Genomic DNA, 21,458 nt, shown 5'->3' with positions numbered 1-21,458 from the left:
GTGTCTCCTTCGCCCTTAGTCCCGGATCAAAGGTCCAGAACCAGGCGCTGCGGATCTTCAAGGCTTTCCTTGACGCGGACAAGGAAGGTTACGGCTTCCTTGCCGTCAACAATCCGGTGGTCATAGGACAGTGCCAGATACATCATCGGGCGGATCACCACCTGACCGTTCACGGCCATCGGGCGTTCCTGGATCTTGTGCATGCCGAGGATGCCGGACTGCGGCGCGTTCAGGATCGGAGAGGACATCAGCGAGCCATAAACGCCACCGTTGGAGATGGTGAAGGTGCCGCCGGTCATGTCGGCCATGCCGAGTTTCCCGTCCCGCGCCTTGCGGCCCAGGTTGCCGATTTCCTTCTCGATCTCGGCAATAGACATTTCATCCGCATCCCGTACCACCGGAACGACCAGACCCTTGTCCGTGCCAACGGCAACGCCGACATGGCAGAAGTTCTTGTAAATGATGTCGGTGCCGTCGATTTCGGCATTCACGGCCGGGATTTCTTTCAGCGCGTGGGTCACGGCCTTGGTGAAGAAGCCCATGAAGCCAAGCTTGACACCATGCTTTTTCTCAAAGAGGTCCTTGTACTGCTTGCGCAGTTCCATGACCGGTCCCATGTCCACTTCGTTGTAAGTGGTCAGCATGGCGGCGGTGTTCTGGGCATCTTTCAGGCGGCGCGCAATTGTCTGGCGCAGCTTGGTCATACGGACACGCTCTTCGCGCACCTCGTCTTCGGCAGCGACCGGGCCACGGGCGGCAGGCGCGGATGTCTGCGTAGAGGAGGCGGCCGTTGCGCCCGATGCAATCGCATTGATCACATCTTCCTTCAGAACCTGACCGCGTTTGCCGGAGCCCGCCACCTGATCACTGCTCAGGTTGTTTTCAGACATCATCTTCGCGGCAGATGGGGCGGGCGGCATGCTTGTGCCGGTGGATGCCGCCGGTGCGCTTGGAGCCGGTGCAGTTGTGGCCGGAGCGCTTTCGGTGGCCGGGGCAGCGGACCCGGACGGGTCGATCTGGCAAAGCAGAACACCCGGCTCAACGGTGGCGCCCGTCTCAGCTGCAATTTTCACCACTGTGCCTGCGACCGGCGCCGGAACTTCCTGAGCGGCCTTGTCGGTTTCCAGTTCAACCAGTGTGTCGTCGGCCTTGACGACGTCACCGACCTTGACGCTCCATTCGCCAACTTCGGCTTCGGTGACGCTCTCACCCGCACTCGGCGTGACCACATCGACCAGTTCGGCTTTCGCGGCAGGCGCTTCTTGCTTGGCCGGGGCGGGTGCCGCGGCGGCGGGCGCCGCAGAGGCGCCTGCCCCGGCACCTTCGGCGATCTGACCGAGAAGTGCACCGACTTCAACCGTATCGCCTTCATTCACAACAATGCTCTCAAGGGTTCCGGCAGCAGGTGCGGGAACTTCAACGGTCACCTTGTCGGTTTCCAGCTCCACCAGCGGCTCGTCCTGATTGACGGCATCACCCGGTTTCTTGAACCACTGTGCAATTGTTGCTTCTGAAACGGATTCGCCCAAGGTGGGCACGCGAATTTCGGTTGCCATGGTCGCCTTCTCTTAAAATTACCTGGCCAAAGTCTTTGAAAAGAGGGCCCGAAGGCCCCCTTGAACGTTAGTTTCCGAGCACCTCTTCGAGGAATGCATTGAGCTGCGCCAAGTGAGCCGACATCAGTCCGGTCGCCGTAGAAGCCATTGCGGACCGGCCGGCGTAACGCGGACGTTTGTGCTTGGCGTCGATCTGCTCCAGCACCCACTCGATGTAAGGCTCAACAAAGAACCAGCTGCCCATGTTCTTGGGTTCTTCCTGACACCAGACCATCTCGGCCTGCGGGAAGCGGGCCAGTTCCAGCATCAACGCCTTTTTCGGGAACGGATAGAGTTGATCGACACGCATCAGGTAGATGTCATTGATGCCGCGCTTTTCGCGCTCTTCGAACAGGTCATAGTAGACCTTGCCCGAACACATAACGACACGCTTGATCTTGTCGTCAGCAACAAGCTTTCCTTCCGAAGACAGGTTCGATCCCCAATCATCCCAAAGCAGCCTGTGGAAAGTGGAGTCCGGCCCAAGTTCTTCCAGTTTCGAGACCGCCTTCTTGTGGCGCAGAAGTGATTTCGGCGTCATCAGAATGAGCGGTTTGCGAATGTTGCGTCGCAGCTGGCGACGCAGAATATGGAAGTAGTTGGCCGGTGTCGAACAGTTCGCAACCTGCATGTTGTCTTCCGCGCACAATTGCAAGAAGCGCTCAAGGCGGGCGGACGAATGCTCAGGCCCCTGACCTTCGTAGCCATGCGGCAGCAGGCAGACAAGGCCCGACATGCGCAGCCACTTGCGCTCACCGGAAGAAATGAACTGATCGAACAGCACCTGGGCGCCATTGGCGAAGTCGCCGAATTGTGCCTCCCAGAGGGTCAGTGCCGTTGGCTCTGCCAGTGAGTAGCCATACTCAAAGCCCAGAACGGCTTCTTCGGACAGCATGGAGTTGATGACTTCGTAGCGCTGCTGGTCGGCCGACACATGATTGAGCGGAATATAGCGGCTCTCGTTCTCCTGATCATAGAGAACCGAATGGCGCTGCGAGAACGTTCCGCGCTCGCAATCCTGGCCGGACAGACGGATCGGGTGGCCTTCCTTGAGCAAGGACCCGAACGCCAGGGCCTCAGCGGTCGCCCAGTCGATTCCCTCCCCGGTTTCGATCATCCGCTCGCGCTGTTTCATGAAGCGGGCAATCGTGCGGTGAATGTTGAAATTATCCGGCACGTTTGTGAGGCTGCGCCCAATGTCTTTCAGCTCGTCCATCGGCAATCCGGTTTGGCCCCGGCGCGGATCGTCTTCGTTGTCGGCGCGCTTGAGGCCAGCCCATTTCCCGTCGAGCCAGTCAGCCTTGTTCGGCTTGAAGGCCTGGCCGGAATCGAACTCCGTGTCCAGGCGCGACCGCCAGTCCGCCTTCATCTGATCGACTTCTTCCTGGCTGATCACGCCTTCCTTGATCAGGCGGTCCGAGTAGAGCTGAAGCGTTGTCTGATGCTTGCGGATTTTCCGGTACATGATCGGCTGTGTGAACGCCGGCTCGTCGCCCTCGTTGTGGCCGAAGCGGCGGTAGCAGATCATGTCGATCACAACGGGGCGGCCAAAGGTCTGCCGGTATTCAATTGCAATCTTGGCCGCAAAAACAACGGCTTCCGGATCGTCCGCGTTAACGTGGAAGATCGGCGACTCGATCACCTTCGCCATGTCGGAGGGATAAGGCGAGGACCGCGAGAAGCGCGGGTTTGTCGTAAAGCCGATCTGGTTGTTGATGATTACATGGATCGACCCGCCGGTCCGGTGGCCGCGCAGGGCGGACAAACCGAAACATTCAGCAACCACGCCCTGGCCTGCGAATGCCGCATCGCCGTGAAGCAACAGCGGCAGAACAGTGCTCCGATCAACTTCGGTCGTTTCGATGAATGTTCCGTCGTCCTTTGCGGCCAGCTGGTCTTGCTTGGCCCGCGCCTTGCCCAGAACCACCGGGTTCACGATTTCAAGGTGCGACGGGTTGGCTGTCAGAGACAGGTGAACGTTGTTTCCATCGAAGTCTCGGTCGGAAGACGCCCCGAGGTGATATTTCACATCGCCGGATCCTTCCACATCGTCCGGAGCAAAGGACCCCCCCTTGAACTCGTGGAACACCGCCCGGTGCGGTTTCCCCATGACCTGCGTTAGAACATTCAACCGGCCACGGTGCGCCATGCCCAGGACGATGTCCTTGAGGCCCATTTGGCCGCCGCGCTTGATGATCTGCTCCAGCGCGGGGATCAGGGCCTCGCCACCATCCAGTCCGAAACGCTTGGTGCCGGTGTATTTGACATCCAGGAACTTCTCGAAGCCTTCGGCCTCGACCAGCTTGTTTAAAATGGCTTTCTTGCCGGCCGCGGTGAAGGCGACCTGCTTGTCCGGACCCTCGATGCGCTCCTGGATCCAGGATTTCGCCGCCGGATCGGAAATATGCATGAACTCGACGCCGAGCGTTGAGCAATAGGTCCGCTTCAAGATATCGAGCATCTCGCGGATGGTCGCGTATTCAAGGCCCAGAACATGGTCGATGAAGATTTTCCGGTCCCAATCGGCTTCGGTAAAGCCGTAGGATGACGGATGAAGCTCTTCGTGATCGCCCTTGCCGGCCAAGCCAAGCGGGTCAAGATCGGCGTGAAGGTGGCCCCGCATCCGATAGGCGCGGATCATCATCAGAGCGCGGACGGAATCGCGCGTTGCCTGATGGACCTCTGCGTCTGACATCGCAGCGCCGGTCTTTTCCGCTTTTTGTTTCAGCTTGGATTCAAGCTTCTGTTCAATCGGCGCCCAATTACCATCAAACGCGTTGACGAGGTCGCCATTGGCCTCAATCGGCCAATCCTTGCGTTTCCAGGGTGCCCCGCGCGCTTCCTTAAGGACGGCTTCTTTTTCGTCCTGAAACGCAGCAAAGAAGTCCCGCCACTCGGCGTCCACCGAGTTCGGATCCGTCTTGTACTGGGCATAGAGATCTTCGATATAGGCTGCGTTGGCGCCGTAAAGCAACGACGTCAGTGCGAATACGTTGTTCGCTTCCTGCCGTGCCATGTCTGTCTAGCGGAGGGCTGCTCCGCCCTTTTTGTTAGGCGGGTTTCATATGTCACCCGCGGCCGGTTCCCTTAATGACCGATGTAAATCACCGATCCCTCGAATAATGCCTACGGCGCATAAGCGCCGCAGGCCATCCTGTCATCATGCGGGAGAAAACGTAAACAGTTTCCGATCCCTCCCGCAAAGATTTCCCGTCTTTTAGCCCTTCAAGACTTCGAGAAGTGTCTCGCCGAGCTTGGCCGGAGATGGTGAAACCTTGATACCGGCCTCTTCCATCGCCGCAATCTTGTCTTCCGCGCCGCCTTTGCCGCCGGAGATCACAGCACCGGCGTGACCCATGGTGCGGCCCGGAGGTGCGGTGCGGCCCGCAATAAAGCCGGCCATCGGCTTCTTGCGGCCCTTCTTGGCTTCGTCCTTCAGGAACTGAGCCGCTTCTTCTTCCGCAGAGCCACCGATTTCGCCGATCATGATGATCGACTGGGTTTCGTCGTCGGCCAGGAACATTTCCAGGACGTCGATGAACTCGGTGCCTTTGACCGGGTCGCCGCCAATACCGACAGCAGTCGTCTGGCCGAGGCCTGCGTTGGAGGTCTGGAAGACCGCTTCGTAGGTAAGTGTACCGGAGCGCGATACAACACCCACAGAGCCCTTCTTGAAGATGGAGCCCGGCATGATGCCGATCTTGCACTCTTCAGGGGTCAGGATGCCCGGGCAGTTCGGACCCAAAAGGCGGGACTTGGATTTCTCCAGCTTCGCCTTGACCTTGACCATGTCGGCCACCGGAATGCCTTCGGTGATGCAGACGATGAACGGAACTTCCGCATCAATCGCTTCAATGATCGCCGCGCCCGCGCCAGCAGGCGGGACGTAAATCACGGATGCATCGGCGCCAGTTGCTTCCTTGGCTTCACCAACGGTCGCGAAGATCGGCAGCTCAGCCGCGCTTTCCAGACCGGAAGACCAGCTTTCGCCACCCTTCTTCGGATGCACACCGGCAACCATCTTGGTGCCGTAATATTCCAGCGCCTGTTCCGTGTGGAACGTACCGGTCTTGCCGGTCAGGCCCTGTACGATGATTTTCGTGTCTTTATTTACTAGAATGGACAACTCGATCACTCCTCGTTGCCAAACCCAAAATATCTCGCCTTGAAAAGAACCTTAGAATAAAAACTGCGCTGATGCTTCCAACAACCATTGCGACTGAAAACAGTATCAATAGCGGCGCAATGACAAAGGCCTTCCAAAAGTCTTTGTCGAATACTGGAATCATGAATACGAGAAGTGGGAACAACACGTAGCCATAAGCCAGATACAGCACAATTTTTCCGATGGTCTCTCCCAGAAACCGCTTGAAGAGTGCTACGACCAAGTAACAAATCAGAGCGTTTAGCACCGCTCCAATAATACCGGCAGCAATCCCAAGCAAAATTAGTGAGACAAGCGAGTTCATAGGGTTCCGTGTTAACCTTTTACCGCTTTCACGATTTTCTGGGCGGCGTCGTCGAGATCGTCAGCGGCGATAACATTCATTCCGCTGTCGGAGATGATCTTCTTGCCGAGCTCAACATTGGTACCTTCCAAGCGCACCACGAGCGGCACTTGCAGGCCAACTTCAGTCACGGCCGCCAGAACGCCTTCCGCGATGATGTCACAGCGCATGATGCCGCCGAAGATGTTGACCAGGATGCCTTTGACATTCGGATCAGAGGTGATGATCTTGAACGCTGCGGTCACCTTCTCCTTGGTTGCGCCACCGCCAACATCGAGGAAGTTGGCCGGCTCGGCACCGTAGAGCTTGATGATGTCCATGGTTGCCATGGCAAGGCCCGCACCATTGACCATGCAGCCGATGTCGCCGTCGAGCGCGACGTAAGCGAGATCGTATTTGGACGCTTCGATTTCCTTGGCGTCTTCTTCCGTCTCGTCGCGCAGGGCCATGATGTCGTCGTGGCGGAACAGGGCGTTGCCATCGAAGGAGACCTTGGCATCGAGAACGCGCAGGTGACCATCCTTCATGACGATCAGCGGGTTCACTTCCAGGAGCGCCATGTCTTTCTCAACGAAAGCGGTGTAGAGGATCGGGAAGAGCTTCATGCCGTCTTCACGAGCCGCGCCACTCAAGTCCAGAGCGTCGCAGAGCTTTGCAGCATCTGCTTCTGTCACACCTGTGTTCGGATCGATCGCCAGATTGATGATCTTTTCCGGCGTGTCGTGCGCAACGGCTTCAATGTCCATGCCGCCTTCGGTGGAGACAACGAATGCCGGACGGCCAACGGTGCGGTCAACGAGAATGGAAAGGTAAAGCTCACGCTCGATATCGGCGCCATCTTCGATGTAGAGACGGTTGACGACCTTGCCGCCGTCACCGGTCTGTGCGGTCACCAAGGTGTTGCCCAGCATCTCCGCTGCGTGGGACTTCACTTCGTCCAAAGAGAAGGCCAGACGCACACCGCCTTTGGCATCCGGACCAAGTTCCTTGAACTTGCCCTTGCCGCGGCCGCCAGCGTGGATTTGAGATTTGACGACCCAAAGCGGGCCCGGCAGGCTTTTGGCTGCAGCTTCTGCTTCATCGGCAGAAAAGATCGCAACGCCCTCGGCCACCGGTGCACCGAATTCCTTCAGCACGGCCTTGGCCTGATATTCGTGAATGTTCATGTGTTTCCCCCGTTGTCGGAGAGCCGCCCCATCTGACGGGAGCGGCTGTGAAATCCGGTAGCAGGCGCTTATGCAAGCGCCGGCTGAATTTTCTTACAAGCATCAACCAGGCCGGCGACGGATGCGACGGACTTGTCGAAACCGGCTTTTTCTTCGCCCTGAAGATCAATTTCGATGACGCGCTCGACACCGTCGGAGCCGATCACGACCGGAACGCCGACATAGGTGTCCTTCAGGCCATACTGACCGTCGAGAGCGGCAGCGCATGGCAGAACGCGTTTCTTGTCTTTGAGGTAGCTCTCAGCCATTGCAATTGCAGAAGAGGCCGGAGCATAGAACGCAGACCCGGTTTTGAGCAGGCCAACGATTTCGGCGCCGCCGTCACGGGTGCGCTGAACGATTTCCTCCAGGCGCTCTGCCGTGCACCAGCCCATCTTGACCAGATCCGGCAGCGGAATACCGGCAACCGTGGAATAGCGGGTGAGCGGCACCATAGTGTCGCCGTGGCCGCCGAGGACGAATGCGGTGACATCTTCAACCGACACGTTGAACTCATCGGCGAGGAAGTACCGGAAGCGCGCACTGTCCAGAACACCGGCCATACCGACGACCTTGTTCTTCGGCAGGCCGGAGAATTTCTGCAGGGCCCAGACCATCGCGTCGAGCGGGTTGGTGATGCAGATGACAAAGGCGTTGGGAGCGTATTTCGCAATGCCTGCGCCGACCTGCTCCATGACTTTCAGGTTGATCTCGAGGAGATCGTCCCGGCTCATGCCCGGTTTGCGCGGAACGCCCGCGGTCACGATCACCACATCCGAGCCTTCAATCGCTTCGTAGGAATTCGCACCGGCCAGTTTGGAATCGAATCCGTCGACCGGAGAAGATTCAGCGAGGTCAAGCGCCTTGCCCTGTGGCATGCCTTCCGCGATGTCGAAGAGAACAATGTCTCCCAGTTCCTTCAAACCAGCCAAATGAGCGAGTGTGCCGCCGATCTGACCCGAGCCGATCAAGGCAATCTTGTTCCGCGCCATATCTAAAGTTTCCCTTTACGTAAGATGGAACTCCATGCCATCCGCCGATGACTGACGATGGCACTACTCCCTTTGCCGCCCCTGCGCAACCTCGCCAAAAGATAATTGCGCGAAGGCTGGCAAAATTTTCTTTTTCTTCCCGCGTGCATAGCTCCACTATAGGGAATGCACACTTATGCGTGTTCTTCGCGCTTTTCACCCGCGAGGTACGCTTCTGACCGCATTTCAATCAGACGCGACGCCGTGCGGTCAAATTCGAACGCCTCCGTGCCGCTGTCTGCCTGATAGAGGTTCTGCGGTTCTGCTTCCGCCGACACAACGAGTTTTGTCCCGGTATCGTAGAGCGTGTCGATCAGCGTGATAAATCGTTTGGCTTCATTGCGCCGGGCTTTTGTCATGACCGGAACGTGATCGATAAAAACCGTACTGAAGGCATGCGCGATGCGAAGATAATCGCTGGCGCCAAGTGGCTGCATGCACAGGTCCTTGAAGGTGAACCGGGCCGCGCCAGCGGAAGAGCATGGCACCGGTATTTTGCGCCCCTTGTTCTCCAGCTCTTCAGTGTGCGGTTTCAGACCATGGGTGAGTTTCGTCCAGATCTCATCCATCTGGGCATCGGCCGCAGCCCCTAAGGGCGTCATGTAGACCGGCGCCCCAGCCAGCTTCTCAAGCCGGTAGTCTGTTTCTGAATCTAGGTGAAGGACTGATACCTTGGACTTCAAAAGCTGAATGAATGGGAGAAACAGCTGACGGTTCAGACCGTCTTTGTAAAGCTTGTCCGGAGCAACGTTGGAGGTGGCTACCACAATGACGCCCCGCTCAAAAAGCTGGGTGAACAATCGCCCAAGGATCATGGCATCGGCAATGTCGGTGACCGAAAACTCATCAAACAGGAGCAGCCGGGTTTCTTCCGCGATCTGCGCTGCCACGGGAGGGATCGGATCGTCTTCCTTTGTCTCACCGCGCTTGTGGGCTTGCCGGTGGGCATGAATACGCTCATGCACATCCGCCATGAACTCATGAAAGTGAACGCGCCGTTTCCGCCGGATAACCGTGACCTCATAGAAAAGGTCCATCAGCATGGTTTTGCCGCGCCCGACACCGCCCCACATGTAGAGGCCTTCCACAGAGGCCCAGAGCTGGTTCTTTTTGGTTTCTTTGCGCTTGGCGAACATCCAGCCAAGCGAGCTCTTTTTCGATGCCAAACGGGTTTCGCCAAGCCGTGTATTCAAGAGGTCGAGCTGGTGAACCGCCTGGAGCTGAACGGGATCCTCGGTGATCTCGCCGGACAAGACCAACTCATCATAACGGGCAGCAAGGGCACGGTTGACCGGCAGTTCCATCTTCAAGCGTAGCGCTCCTCCCATGAGCGGTCATGGAGCCTTGGATGTGACAACTGCAGGGCGGAATAAGGTCAAATTGCCGCAGATGCAAGCGGTCTATTCGGCTAACCGGCCTTTCCGCGGCCCATGGCCGGTATTCAAACGATTGAATGCAAAACCTAAGCAAACGATGCCGGTACACGACTAACGACGCGGACTTGTACCGCTACCAACAGAATGCTGGGGTGATCCGATCCCATGCATCAAACCAGCCTGCTTTGCCGCACAGGCAAGCCAGAGATCTGCTGACCGGCGGCGGACGTCAGCTGCTGCAGTCAGAGCTCATCACTTAAGGTCAGGAGGCACATCACAGGCAATCCGTGGAGGGAGGACACCGCTGGAGATGCAAACCAAACAGGATGGACGGCCAGAATGAAGCGCATAGCGGCGCGGCAGAACGCCATCCTGGCAGCAACCGGCATCTAGCAGAAAACGTTGGGCCGTAGCCGACGCCAACGCTCTTTGCTCTGCCTGTGGCCGGGCAATATGCGCCCGACCGGCTTAGGCGCCTCAGGATGGAAACCCAGCCTAGTCTTTAATCAGCTTTGCTGATCGGCCGGACTGCAATTCCTGCAGATATAAAAGCTGCGCGACGAGAGAGCGCTCGGTTGCATCGTCCAGATTAGCTTTGCGGCCCCGGCCATCCGTCAGAAGCCATGCATTCCCGCTTTTCACTACGTCGCATTCAATCGGCGTATCCGCCTCAAAGCCACCCGCTTCGATGATCGACTTTCCGGTCATGCAGTCGGCGTTACCTTCCATCCCCTTCATTTCCATGCGGATGCTGCGGTAGAGTTGTTGAACGGAGGCAGCCGAAGCAATCACGGTCTTCACATCGTCCCCGTCCAGCGTCGCAAAACGCACCACACCCGCGTCCCGCGGGATCGCTGTGTTGGAGCATGGGGTCTTGGCAACGTCCCCAAGAACCGTCCACTCCGTGCGCAAGGTCACGGTGGCGGGCTGCCGGAGACTGGCCATATGTTTGCAAAGACGTTTTTCGGCGATTTTTTGAGGAGATTTCGCAGCCGATGAGCGGCTTGTAACTCCGGTTCCGCCAATCAGCTGGCGGCGGAAAACAATAACGTCGCGCGTCAGATCAGTCCGCTCGACCCGCCAGCCCGCATCAAGCCATGCATTTTGATGCACCAGGCTTCCGCCCGAATTCGCCCACCAGGTCCGGTGTTCGCGCGCACTCTTGGGGAGGTTTGATCCAATGATCCCCTCGACTTCATTGAGTTTTGCCGCCCAGACCACATCCGTCAGACGCGCCAAATGCTCCCGCAGAGGTTCATACTTCGACATATGCACAGTCCTTTCCTCAGACCATGCATGATACACTCATTGCGCGAGTTGTCTAGATAAAATACCGAGGGTTGTTAACGGGTCAAGGCAATCGGGACCCCGGATGCGGTCCGGCCATTAAACTGCCCGGGAGCGTTGGAATACAGCTGGGCAACCGTCTGTCCGCTGCCGTCTTTCAGCAGCACCTGATTGCCGGTCAAATCCCAAGCAGAGATGCCAGACAGCATAGGCGTGTTACAACCTCTGGTATTTGCCCGGTAACCGCCGGACCATGTCGTCAAGGTCATGAAAGCCATGCAGTTATCGGCACCAGAGGCAAGTTTCCAGCCGCCGAGGAGATCCGTCCGGCCGACTTCCTGCGCATTTGCAGGAGGCGCCACCGGGGCACTTGCAAGATCGGTTGCCGGTGCATTCGGATCGACGGTATTCGTACCAAAAGGATCTGCATTCGGGTCGAGCGGCTGCAACGTGCCGGAATTCACCGGTGTGGTGGGTGTGGCCGGCAGCGGCGCTGCGTAATTCGGACCGCTTGAAAAGCGCTGGCACCCTGCTGCCAGAACCACCAAACTCAAAACCACACCGAACTTTGCCGCACGCTTCATAGCGAATCATTCCTTCATTCAATCTTCGAATGTGGCGCCTGTCTTAGCCCACAATGTGTCGAAAATCCAAAGGCTCAAAAGGTTTTTACTGAATTTCTATCGGTCTGCATGTCGATAAACGCATTGCAGTGCCCCCGGCGGCCCATAGACGCGCTGCCAGTCCTCAAGTTTTCCGGGACCACAGGCAGGGCTATATGTGCAGGCAGGGTGCCCATGCCCCATGCGAGAACCGGAAAAACGAAGTGACCGTTGAAGCCCGCAACCACTCATGTAATTAAACACGGATCCTGACGGAGATTTTTTCATGCCCACTGCTTATTGGTGTCTTCTTGTCGCTGCCCTGCTACCGATCCTTTCTGCGTTCCCCGCAAAACTGAACAAGGATTTTAACAACGCGCTGCCGAGAGACCCCGATTATTGGAAAGAGGGTTTCAGGGCACGTGCTCAAGCTGCCCAGGCGAACGGCTTTGAGGCCTTTCCCTTTTTCGCCGTGTCAGTCTTCGTCGGTTTGTCGCAGGGCGGCTCTGCGGACATGGTCGACCGGCTGGCCGTATTGTTTGTTCTCCTGCGTCTAATTTACATCTTTTGCTATTGGACGGACCGATCAACACCGAGGTCGGTTGCCTGGTCAGCAGCAACCTTGACCTGCGTCGGGATTTTCACAAGTTCATTGTGGAGCTAATCGGCAACACAAAGGATTTTAATCCTGAGTGCAAATCAACGAACATTTGCACGAGGCCTATGGTTTCGCTAACGATGCGTTCTAATGCATGACGTTTGACACCGGCGGGGTTCTAAAGTGCGGACGACAGACCAATCGACGACCAACGTGCCGGCGCGGAGCCAATCGGCTTATTATCCCGCAAAAGCGGACAAGCATATTGTTGACATGCTGATTGCCGAACGCGGCAAGCAAGTCATGGCGAGCCCTTGGTGGCCACTCATCAAACCATTTGCGTTCAAGATCCTGCGCTACCGCTCCGCCGTCGAGATGGCAGACACAATCGGTCAAATGGAGGCAATCGAAGTCTTTTCGCATTTGAGCGACCTTTTGAAGCTGGATGTGACCGTCAAAGGCCTTGAGCGCGTTCCCGCCACAGGTCCAGTTGTCCTGGTGTCCAACCACCCGACCGGAATTGCCGACGGGATCGTCCTTTTCGATGCAATACGGGCCCGGCGGAGCGATCTGGCGATTTTCGCGAACCGGGATGCCATCCGCATCAACCCCCGTCTTGCCGACATGATCATTCCCGTTGAGTGGCGTGCAGACTTCAAAAGCCGGGAAAAGTCTAAGGAAACACTCAAGATCGCCTCCGCCGCCTTTTCCAAGGAACGTGTGGTAGTGCTGTTTCCCTCCGGCCGGCTGGCCTATTGGCACCAGGGCAGGCTGACCGAACGGCCCTGGATGACGTCGGCGCTGGCGCTGGCGCGCAAGAACAAGGCGCCTATCATTCCCATGCATATGGGTGGGCGCAACTCCGGCCTGTTCTATTTCCTTGCCCGGGTATCGAAGGAATTGCGCGACATGACGGTTTTCAACGAGCTCTTGAACAAGGACCACGCGAAATTCAACGTCCATTTTGGCAAACCCATCCGGCCGGAACGGCTGGCCGGTGATCTTGCTGAACTGACCGACCAGATGCGCGTCCACTGCGCCGAAACACTGGCAGAGGATCCGGACGCCGAGTTTTAAGACGCGCCGCTAGGAACCATCCACAGGCACGGAACCGCACCGAATTGCCCTCACCCTGCGAATAAGACATGTTGGCTAGATCTTTCGAGGATCCTGCAGCCGAATGTCCGTTTTACCAGCCATTGTTGCCGAGGCGCCGCCACTTAGTTCGGAGTCCATCGCACCTCAGGTGCGTCCTGATCCCAAGCCTCTCAATGTTCTGCAACACGTGTTCGGATTTGACCGCTTCCGCGGCAAACAGGAAGCCGTAGTCAATGCCCTTGTCGATGGCCGGGATGCGCTCGTTCTGTTTCCGACCGGCGCTGGCAAGTCCTTGTGTTATCAAATACCGGCGCTGTGCAGGCGTGGGGTCGGAATTGTGGTGTCGCCACTGATTGCGCTCATGAAAGACCAGGTGGGCGCGCTCACAAATGCCGGTGTGCGGGCCGTCGCACTCAACTCAACCCTCTCGCAGGACCAGCAGGCCGATGTTCGCAACATGCTGGCGCGCGGCGAAATCGATCTCCTCTATGTGACCCCAGAGCGCCTTGGCAACGAAGCCTTCCGCCGTTTTTTGGACACGTTGGAGATTGCGCTGTTCGCCATTGATGAGGCGCATTGTGTCAGCCAGTGGGGGCATGATTTCCGGCCAGAATATCTGACGCTGTCGGCCCTGAAGGCGCGGTATCCGGGCGTTCCGCGGATTGCTCTGACTGCGACCGCTGATCCGCAAACGCAAAAAGACATTCAGGGCCGCCTGCAGCTTGAAGACGCCGAAGTTTTTTCAACCAGCTTCGACCGGCCGAACATCCGGTACGAAATTGTCGAGCGCAGCAACCAGCGTCAGCAACTTCTCGACTTCTTGAAGAAGCACAAGGGCGCCAGCGGGATCGTTTACTGCCTGTCAAGAGCCAAGGTCGAAGAGATTGCAGAATGGCTGTGCGCAAAGGGGATCCGCGCCAAGCCATACCATGCCGGATTGCCGGCTGATCAGCGAGCCGCCAATCAGGATGCCTTCCTTCTGGAAGAGGATCTTTGCCTGGTGGCGACGGTGGCTTTTGGAATGGGGATCGACAAGCCGGATGTGCGCTATGTTGCTCATCTGGATCTGCCCTCGTCCGTGGAAGCTTATTATCAGGAAACCGGCCGGGCCGGGCGGGACGGTGCTCCGTCGGAAGCATTCATGGCTTACGGCATGGCCGACCTTGTTCAGCGCCGCCGTATGATTGCCGAAGGCGATGCTCCGGATGAAGTCAAGCGGGCCGAGAACGCCAAGCTGAATGCGCTGCTTGGCATTTGCGAGACTGCTGGCTGCCGGCGCCAAGCTCTGCTGGCACATTTTGGAGAGACTTACCCGGAGCCGTGCGGCAACTGCGACACCTGCTTGTCGCCGGTCGAAACGTGGGACGGCACGGAAGCGGCGCAGAAGCTGATGTCCGCAATCTACCGGACAGGCCAAACGTTCGGCACCGGGCATGTCATTGATGTGCTGACAGGCAAGACCAACGAAAAAATCGCCCGGTTTGGCCACGATGGCCTGTCTGTCTACGGGATCGGACAGGAGGTCGCGCCGAAGACTTGGCAATCCATTGCGCGCCAGCTTGTCGCCTCAGGCTATGTGGATGTGGACCACGCCAAGTTCGGGGCCCTCGTGCTGACCGAAAAGGCCCGCAAAATACTGCGCGGCGAAGAACGTATCGCTTTGCGCCGGGACAGAAACGCAGCCGGGTTGAAAAACACGCGGACCGCTCGGGCTGGATCGGTGGCGGACGACCTGGCCGGTGACGACCGTCTCTTGTTTGAGCGGTTGCGCCGGTTGCGGACACAGATTGCAAGGGATCAGAATGTCCCGCCCTATGTTGTGTTTCCGGATGCAACTCTGGCCGGTATAGCGGCGGCCCGCCCGGTGCGGGAGGACGCCCTGCTGAGCGTTTCAGGCGTTGGGCAGTCCAAGCTTGACAAGTACGGCGCTGCCTTCATCGAACTGGTCGAAGCATTTGAGGCCGGCCTCTAGAGTTCCGGGCGACCGTTTTGGATGCATCTCCCAAAACGTCCAATGCTGACATGCAGGGATGTCAAGCCTCCGGACGCAGGCACATTTGATAGACGCCGGCCAGATCGTGAAGCGACTCATTATCCGGGTGAGACAAGAACCTGTCGATGATGCCTTTTAAGGCGTGATGCATCTGTTTGTGCTGGCGCAGCCGTCTGTAGGAGGAACCGAGGCTGTAGATGCTGTCGATCTCCTCGCGGGAAAACAGATCAAGGCCTGCAATCGCCAGGACAACACCAAGGTCCGCATTTGTCCGGCGGCTCATATTGTGCGCTATCAGAAAGCCGAACAATCCGGTGACGAAGCGGTTTTCAAACGACAAATCATCGAAGTGCCTGCCAGCGCCGTGGAGCACCAGACGCATGACAGCGACGGTGGACGCAGCCGCGAATTCGGTCGGCGTGTTGGTGTTTTCAATTTCAAGATCTGCATTTTCAAGCATGACTTGAAGGCCGGCCCTTAACCGGTCTTCAGTCTCAACGGCACGCAATTCCGATATAAATTCCGGCTCACTGGCAGGAGAACTTCCGAAAAACCCGAGCATGACACGGTCCCTCCGATACGCGGGCCCACACCGGAAGTGTAAATCAAAAGCTGTATCCAGCAAGCCCTGTGAAACCTGTCAGGGCTTGCCGGATCTCCCCCCGCTATGATCCCGTCTTGGGAATGCCCTTAAATGCCTCGTCTCCCCAGACCGCTTTCACCCTTGCGTCACGCCCGCAGGCCTTGCGATATCCCTTGTAGGCTTCCGCCCGCGTGACGTATCCAAACCGCGTCAAGGTCCTGGCATTGCTCTTGTAATACGCCTGGTGATAGTCCTCGGCTGGCCAGAAAAGAGCCGGGCCTTCAACCGGGGTCACAATCGACCGCCCCAAGCTTTTTTCTGCTTTCGCGATCTCCGTCTTTGCCGCCTTGGCTTGGGCATCATCTAACGGATGAATTGCGGAGGAATATCCGTATCCCCGGTCACAGAATTGACCGCCATTATCAGTGACATCGATTGTGCGCAGGAATATGCCGACCAACTCACCATAGCTGATTTTGGTTTCGTCAAAGTCGACTTTCACCACCTCACGGTGGCCGCCGCGTTCATAGTTTTTGTAAGTCGGGTTTTCCGTGTTTCCGCCAGCATATCCCGACACAACATCGCGGACTGCGGATAGTTTTTCGAGGTCCGCCTCAACACACCAGAAGCAGCCTCCGGCGAAAATCGCGGTCTCGGCCTGAGCAGCTTGTGTTTGGAAAAACGCCAGACCAGAAGCAATGAGTGCGATGGCGGATAGCGATGATGAGCGCGGCATGATAAGACCTCCTTGTGTTATCAAAGAGGTAACGCACCCCCGCCCGACTGCAACACAACTCCATTCCTTTTTCCGCACAAGCCCGTGAGGTGATTGTGACTGCCTGACGCGAAAGCTGACGAAACGAATTTCTTCCGCGCAATCGTCAGACAAGTCTGGACGCTTGCATCGCGCAATCGTATAACCTTTTGGTTGCGGTCAGAAAGTGTAAACCATGTTGCAAGTAAGCACCGAACACCTAACGCCTATGCCGCCCAGTTTTTGCCGGGCCGATTATCTGCCAGCACTTGTTGAGCGGTTAAATATTCCGCATAGCCGCAAACACCGTTTCATTTTGGTGGGACACCTTTTTGACGACACCATGCGCATGGTCGAGGCGGTAAGGCCTGTCATGCCGTTTGATGCCATAGTCGGTGTTCCTTACTCCTCCGGAAATCCAATCACGCGCAGAAAGTGGCAGTCCATCTACGGACCGGCGGTACACTGTCCGGAAACAGAAGCAAGCTTTCGCGATACACTCAAAAATGTTCTCAGGGACAGCCTGGAAAAATGCCGGGCTGAAGGGCAAAAGCTCATCATTCAGGAGGTAAGCGGATATGTGCTGGAACTGCTGCACCAGCAGTTTGCGCCGGATCTGCATCTCGTTGAAGGCGTTGTTGAAATAACCAAACAGGGTGTCTGGCGCGCTGCCCGGCCGGACTTGAAGGTTCCGGTCTTGCACTGCGCGGAAAGCGAGCTGAAACGGTTCGAGGCCCGGCGTTCGGGTGAAGCCATCGTGCGCAGTCTGGACGGTCTGGCGCGTGATCTCGGAATTGGCCTTGCCGGCCGGCACGCTACCGTGTTTGGCGCGGGCTGGATCGGAACCGGTGCCGCTGAAACCTTAAAACGAATTGATGCGATCCCGTTCCTTGTCGATACGGACCCGTTGCGCGTCGCCGAAGCAAGGCTATGCGGGTTCCAGGCAGACCTTGTCCCGACCGATCTTGAGCGTAGTGATCTCGTGATCGGCGCGACTGGGCAAATGTCGATACCAACAGCAATCATTGACCGGCTTCGCGACGGCTGCATTCTGGCCAGCGGCAGCTCGCGCTGTGTCGAGATAGATGTCGGGTATCTTGAAAAGCACCCTTCCGAAGAGATCCATTCCTGTATCCGTGTTTACGACCTGCCTGCGCAAAGCGGTCATACATCAAGGCGGATCGGATTGGTCAACAAGGGCTTTCCCGCCAACTTCATTCCTGGATCTGCAAGTGTTCCGGATGAAATAATGGAACTTGTGCTTGGCGAGCTAATTGTGCTGATGGCCCGCTTGGTTGAAACACCCTATGCACCGGGCCTTCATGCCATTGACCGGGACAGCGAAGCGTTGTGCGCGCGCTTATGGATCGACCAGAGAAACCGGATTTGATCCGCATCACAAACGCAGTCCTGCAAGACCAATCTCAAGACCGGCCTTACAGCCAACTCGGTTAAATCCCGTTTGAACCTATTCAGCCGGTCTTGCCGCCAGTGGTTCACCCCCGCTCCAGTCCAGCCGCTGTGTCACGAACATCGTGACGGCCAGCGCGACGAAGGCAATTACCGAGCCGATTAGCAGTGCGTAATCCTGCTCCCGCATCAGCGCAAAAAGAACGCCGAAGATGCTGGCCATCACGACCGCCATGACCACACCGGAAAATGCACTTTTGAGAGACGACCCCACATAGGCCGCATTCAGCGCCGTCGCCGCAGATGCTGCAATCAGATACGCGAACCCGTATCCAACATGTTCGGCAAAGGCCAAGAGCATGACGTAGAAGATAATCAGCGCCAGACCAACTAGACCGTATTGGATCCAGTGGAATTGCCAGCCTGATCGGACTTCAAGGACGAAAACCGCTAGAAACGTGAGGCTGATAAAACCAACGGCATATTTCAAAGACCGCGATATGGTCTGATAGAAATTGACCGGGTCCACAAACTTCACGCCAAGCAGCTTGTCCTGAAGGGGCATCTCACTTGTGTGGATCACCTTAGGAATCCCCCGTGCCAGATAGGGAATGGACCACTCCGCCTCAAATCCCGTTCCCGCAATAGTCCGGCTATCCGGCAGGAACGCTCCCGTGAAACCCGGATGCGGCCAATCCGAGGCAAGGCGCAGCGATGTGGTCTGGCCGGCCGGTGCAAAGTAAAGGGCGGTGGACCCGTTCAAGTTCAGCGGTATGTCGAAGGAAAAACCTTGCCGCCAAGTCCGCTCCGGGATAGCTGCGTTGATCCCGGACGCGCCATGCCGCCCGTCCGGCAAGCGGTTGCGCATCAGCCCGGCGAGACCCGGCTCAAATGCCACCGGCCCGGTCGTTCCAATTGAAACGGACACTTCACTTTTCAGAGCCCGCACATCACCGATCCCGACAACAAGAACAGCCTTGTCCGCCTCGATCTGGACCAGTCCGCCATTTTGCGGGTCGAATGCGGAGGATGGCGGGCTGGAAAAGCGGCCACTCAGGTTGAGCTGGCTCGAATAGACCGGGAGCTTGTAAATCGATTTCTGGCGTTCTTCGACCGCGACATCGCCCGCGATCTCGAGTCTTTCCGGAAACAGAACCGCCGAGTATCGATGGGTCTTGGTTTGCTCTTTCTCATCTTCGGTCACTACAAATGTCTCGGTGTAGGGCACAACGAGATAGGGACCGTTTATCTGCTGTGTCCCGCCCCAAGACCGTGCGATATCCTGTGCAACGTCGCGGGCCCGGTCAGCCCGTTCTTCAACCAGGACCCAAACGAAGGTGGTTGGCACGACGAGCATGAGGGTCAATAAACCGATCAGGACCAATTTCACTGAAGGCGAGTTCAAAAATGTCCTGGGTCGCCCTGCGCTGGCGCGCGCGGCTGCTCCCGCTCGCGGACCGCTTCGCGGTTTGGTGTCGAGCCTCCCGCCATTTTCCGGCGTTCTGTTGGAGTCTTCTGTCATTGTCTAAAGTACCTCTGCCAAGGAACGCCCACGCAGACAGAAAACACATTCAATTGGTTGATATTTCGAGCGCTTTTGGGTGATTGCAGGGCGAGAATTTGGCAATTGCTCTGATTTTGACAGGAGAAGTGAGGCAAGCGTCGTGGCGCCAATTGGCCGTCCAGTGCGGGACAGGTTGGCTCAGCGTTCCAAAACTTTCGCGATCCCTCGATTGCACCTTGGCGTTGCTGTGCGTATCGTTCGAGAACTCGCCCGCCCCGGACCTGTGATCACAGGGAGAATACTATGGCACTGCACCAGTCCAAGCCCGGCCGCAAGGATGACGTTTTCGACCTCTACGCGCGTGATCTTGCCGAACAGCCCCTGCCCAAGTTCCGCATGCCGGACAACTCATCCCTCCCGGACACCGTTTACAACCTCATCCATGATGAGTTGCTTCTGGACGGAAATTCCCGGCAGAACCTTGCGACCTTCTGTACCACCTTCATCCCGCCGCAGGCGCAGAAGCTGATGCAAGACTGTCTCGACAAGAACATGATCGATCAGGACGAATATCCGCAGACTGCGGAAATAGAACATCGCTGTGTTCACATCCTGGCCGATCTTTGGAATGCACCCGATGCCAAGGGAACACTCGGCTGTTCGACCACAGGCTCGTCGGAGGCGGCTATGCTGGGCGGTCTTGCGCTGAAGTGGAAGTGGCGCAAAAAACGCGAAGCCGAAGGCAAACCGGCGGACAAGCCAAACCTCATTTGCGGTCCGGTGCAGATCTGCTGGCACAAGTTTGCCCGTTACTTTGATATCGAACTGCGAGAACTCCCCGTTTTGGCAGGAGAGCTCGGCATGACCGCAGCTCAAGTCGCCGAAGCGGTCGATGAGAACACGATTGGTGTTGTCCCAACGCTGGGGGTGACGTTTACCGGGATCTACGAACCGGTAGAAGAGATTTCCAAGCTTCTCGATCAAATCGAAGCCGAGCGCGGGCTTGATATCCCGATCCATGTCGATGCCGCATCAGGCGGGTTCATCGCACCGTTTCTGCATGAAGAGGTCGTGTGGGACTTCCGGCTGCCGCGTGTGAAATCAATCAACGCCTCCGGGCATAAATATGGGCTTTCCCCTCTCGGCGTGGGCTGGGCTATCTGGCGAGAGCCTGCGGACCTTCCGGAGGAACTTATCTTCAATGTTGATTATCTCGGCGGGCAGGTTCCGACCTTCGCGCTGAACTTTTCAAGACCCGCAGGCGAAATCGTCGCTCAATATTATCAGTTCCTGCGCCTCGGCCGCCAAGGTTATCAGGACGTGCAGGGGGCCTGCGCGCAGACCGCGCAGTATCTGGCGCGTGAACTTGAGAAGACCGGCCATTTCGAGATGCTTTATGATGGGGATGGCGGCCTCCCGGCAGTCTGTTACACCCTCAACAAGGCCGAAAACCGCGGCTATACGCTCTACGACGTGTCCGAGCGCATGCGCATGCGCGGCTGGCAGATTGCGTCCTATCCAATGCCTGCGAACCGGCATGACATGGTGGTCCAGCGGGTCATGATCCGCCACGGCATGGGACGCGACCTGATGGAACTGCTGGTCGAGGACATGATCAGGACCATGGACTTCCTTGAGCGCAATCCGATGACAAATGTAGAGGCCAAAGCCTCCTTTCATCACGGAAGCTGAGCTATGGCCGACGCATCCGCCCCCAACAGCGCTGCCCCCCGCAAGGATCTGTCGGCCACCGGCCGGATCTCGGTGATCGGCCTTGCCATGATGACGGTCGCTGCCGTGGTTAGCTTGCGCGGATTGCCGCTGATGGCCGTGGAGGGAACAACCCTTCTGTTTTACATCGGCTTTGCGGCCTTCATCTTCTTGATCCCAGCCGCTCTTGTTGCAGCGGAACTG

At 57.4% G+C, this 21,458-nt stretch carries 17 protein-coding genes and 1 pseudogene; 6 read left to right on the top strand and 12 right to left on the bottom strand.

Annotated elements, in window-relative coordinates; genetic code table 11:
* Nucleotides 1-26 precede the first annotated feature (26 nt).
* The 9 genes from odhB to E1180_RS01775 form a co-directional block, all read right to left on the bottom strand.
* Nucleotides 27-1,556 carry a 2-oxoglutarate dehydrogenase complex dihydrolipoyllysine-residue succinyltransferase gene (gene odhB / locus E1180_RS01815; protein ID WP_155189375.1) on the bottom strand — a complete coding sequence of 510 codons (1,530 nt, stop codon included), beginning with the start codon at nt 1,554-1,556 and terminating at the stop codon, nt 27-29.
* Nucleotides 1,557-1,623: 67 nt separating this feature from the next.
* Nucleotides 1,624-4,611, bottom strand: coding sequence for a 2-oxoglutarate dehydrogenase E1 component (locus E1180_RS01810; protein WP_155189374.1), 2,988 nt, complete (start codon nt 4,609-4,611; stop codon nt 1,624-1,626).
* A 201-nt stretch (nt 4,612-4,812) separates the two neighbouring features.
* Nucleotides 4,813-5,721: a succinate--CoA ligase subunit alpha gene (sucD, locus tag E1180_RS01805; protein WP_155189373.1), complete on the bottom strand. Its 909-nt coding sequence runs from the start codon at nt 5,719-5,721 to the stop codon at nt 4,813-4,815.
* Nucleotides 5,702-6,064 carry a hypothetical protein gene (locus E1180_RS01800; RefSeq protein ID WP_155189372.1) on the bottom strand — a complete coding sequence of 121 codons (363 nt, stop codon included), beginning with the start codon at nt 6,062-6,064 and terminating at the stop codon, nt 5,702-5,704. Before E1180_RS01800 ends, sucD begins: the two co-directional genes overlap by 20 nt.
* A gap of 11 nt (nt 6,065-6,075) precedes the next feature.
* Complete coding sequence (sucC, locus tag E1180_RS01795; RefSeq protein WP_155189371.1) at nt 6,076-7,269, bottom strand: ADP-forming succinate--CoA ligase subunit beta; 1,194 nt, start codon at nt 7,267-7,269, stop codon at nt 6,076-6,078.
* Between the two features lie 68 nt (nt 7,270-7,337).
* On the bottom strand, nt 7,338-8,300 hold the full coding sequence (gene mdh, locus E1180_RS01790) for a malate dehydrogenase (RefSeq protein ID WP_155189370.1): 963 nt from the start codon (nt 8,298-8,300) through the stop codon (nt 7,338-7,340).
* 173 nt (nt 8,301-8,473) lie between these two features.
* A complete protein-coding gene (gene zapE / locus E1180_RS01785) occupies nt 8,474-9,643 on the bottom strand; it encodes a cell division protein ZapE (RefSeq protein WP_155189386.1) in 1,170 nt (389 codons plus the stop codon).
* A 567-nt stretch (nt 9,644-10,210) separates the two neighbouring features.
* A complete protein-coding gene (locus E1180_RS01780) occupies nt 10,211-10,984 on the bottom strand; it encodes a DUF7662 domain-containing protein (RefSeq protein WP_155189369.1) in 774 nt (257 codons plus the stop codon).
* Between the two features lie 74 nt (nt 10,985-11,058).
* Nucleotides 11,059-11,586 carry a protease inhibitor Inh/omp19 family protein gene (locus E1180_RS01775; protein ID WP_155189368.1) on the bottom strand — a complete coding sequence of 176 codons (528 nt, stop codon included), beginning with the start codon at nt 11,584-11,586 and terminating at the stop codon, nt 11,059-11,061.
* A gap of 304 nt (nt 11,587-11,890) precedes the next feature.
* Here E1180_RS01775 and E1180_RS01770 point away from each other — a divergent pair, with 304 nt between their 5' ends.
* From E1180_RS01770 to recQ, 3 genes are all read left to right on the top strand, one after another.
* Nucleotides 11,891-12,268 (top strand): MAPEG family protein, encoded by a 378-nt coding sequence (locus E1180_RS01770; RefSeq protein ID WP_155189367.1) that lies wholly within the window; start codon nt 11,891-11,893, stop codon nt 12,266-12,268.
* Between the two features lie 117 nt (nt 12,269-12,385).
* Nucleotides 12,386-13,279, top strand: coding sequence for a 1-acyl-sn-glycerol-3-phosphate acyltransferase (locus E1180_RS01765; RefSeq protein ID WP_283404708.1), 894 nt, complete (start codon nt 12,386-12,388; stop codon nt 13,277-13,279).
* Between the two features lie 103 nt (nt 13,280-13,382).
* Nucleotides 13,383-15,272 (top strand): DNA helicase RecQ, encoded by a 1,890-nt coding sequence (recQ, locus tag E1180_RS01760; RefSeq protein ID WP_155189366.1) that lies wholly within the window; start codon nt 13,383-13,385, stop codon nt 15,270-15,272.
* Between the two features lie 61 nt (nt 15,273-15,333).
* Here the strand turns inward: recQ and E1180_RS01755 are convergent, their stop codons facing one another.
* Both E1180_RS01755 and msrA read right to left on the bottom strand, forming a co-directional pair.
* Nucleotides 15,334-15,855 (bottom strand): hypothetical protein, encoded by a 522-nt coding sequence (locus tag E1180_RS01755; protein WP_155189365.1) that lies wholly within the window; start codon nt 15,853-15,855, stop codon nt 15,334-15,336.
* A gap of 103 nt (nt 15,856-15,958) precedes the next feature.
* Nucleotides 15,959-16,612: a peptide-methionine (S)-S-oxide reductase MsrA gene (gene msrA / locus E1180_RS01750; RefSeq protein ID WP_155189364.1), complete on the bottom strand. Its 654-nt coding sequence runs from the start codon at nt 16,610-16,612 to the stop codon at nt 15,959-15,961.
* Between the two features lie 214 nt (nt 16,613-16,826).
* Between msrA and E1180_RS01745 the strand changes: the two genes are divergently transcribed.
* Complete coding sequence (locus E1180_RS01745; protein WP_208996834.1) at nt 16,827-18,020, top strand: Rossmann-fold NAD(P)-binding domain-containing protein; 1,194 nt, start codon at nt 16,827-16,829, stop codon at nt 18,018-18,020.
* A 78-nt stretch (nt 18,021-18,098) separates the two neighbouring features.
* Here E1180_RS01745 and creD read toward each other — a convergent pair whose 3' ends face one another.
* The gene (gene creD, locus E1180_RS01740; RefSeq protein ID WP_208996832.1) at nt 18,099-19,430 is read right to left on the bottom strand and encodes a cell envelope integrity protein CreD; all 1,332 of its coding nucleotides are present in this window, start codon (nt 19,428-19,430) and stop codon (nt 18,099-18,101) included.
* Nucleotides 19,431-19,847: 417 nt separating this feature from the next.
* On the opposite strand from creD, the gene gad reads away from it, so the two are divergent.
* Both gad and E1180_RS22025 read left to right on the top strand, forming a co-directional pair.
* Nucleotides 19,848-21,236, top strand: coding sequence for a glutamate decarboxylase (gad, locus tag E1180_RS01735; protein ID WP_155189362.1), 1,389 nt, complete (start codon nt 19,848-19,850; stop codon nt 21,234-21,236).
* 3 nt (nt 21,237-21,239) lie between these two features.
* A pseudogene (locus E1180_RS22025) lies at nt 21,240-21,458 on the top strand (amino acid permease); the annotation flags it as partial.

It is taken from the genome of Roseibium denhamense (assembly GCF_009711415.1).
Taxonomy (GTDB): domain Bacteria; phylum Pseudomonadota; class Alphaproteobacteria; order Rhizobiales; family Stappiaceae; genus Roseibium; species Roseibium denhamense.
This window is presented reverse-complemented; position numbering and strand designations above follow the sequence as displayed.